1 protein-coding gene is annotated in these 461 nt (G+C 44.5%); it reads left to right on the forward strand.

Features of this window, described 5'->3' with window-relative positions; translation table 11 throughout:
- A partial coding sequence (locus tag HMPREF0091_RS06265) for a hypothetical protein (RefSeq protein WP_006303457.1) occupies positions 1–461 on the forward strand: 461 nt, incomplete at both ends.

The following is a 461-nucleotide window of genomic DNA, read 5'->3' on the forward strand; positions in this document are numbered from 1 at the left end:
ACTGAAGCAGTTACCAAAGCATATGAGTTCACCACGGTTGTGAAACAAAATGTAATTGATGCGACAGGTGACCAAGCACCTGAAGGCTATGTACGTGTAACCTTCAAAGCGGGAGAACATGCACAAGTTGCAGGTGGTTCTTCTAAGGCATTTGATGTCTTGAGTGGTACTAAGTTCAGTGAAGTTAAGACAAAGCTTCCTTCTGTCACCACTGATGAGGGCTACACCTTCAAAGGCTGGACACCAGAGCTTCCAACAGATACTGAAGCAGTTACCAAAGCATATGAGTTCACCACGGTTGTGAAACAAAATGTAATTGATGCGACAGGTGACCAAGCACCTGAAGGCTATGTACGTGTAACCTTCAAAGCGGGAGAACATGCACAAGTTGCAGGTGGTTCTTCTAAGGCATTTGATGTCTTGAGTGGTACTAAGTTCAGTGAAGTTAAGACAAAGCTTCC

It is taken from the genome of Fannyhessea vaginae DSM 15829 (genome assembly GCF_000159235.2).
Taxonomy (GTDB): domain Bacteria; phylum Actinomycetota; class Coriobacteriia; order Coriobacteriales; family Atopobiaceae; genus Fannyhessea; species Fannyhessea vaginae.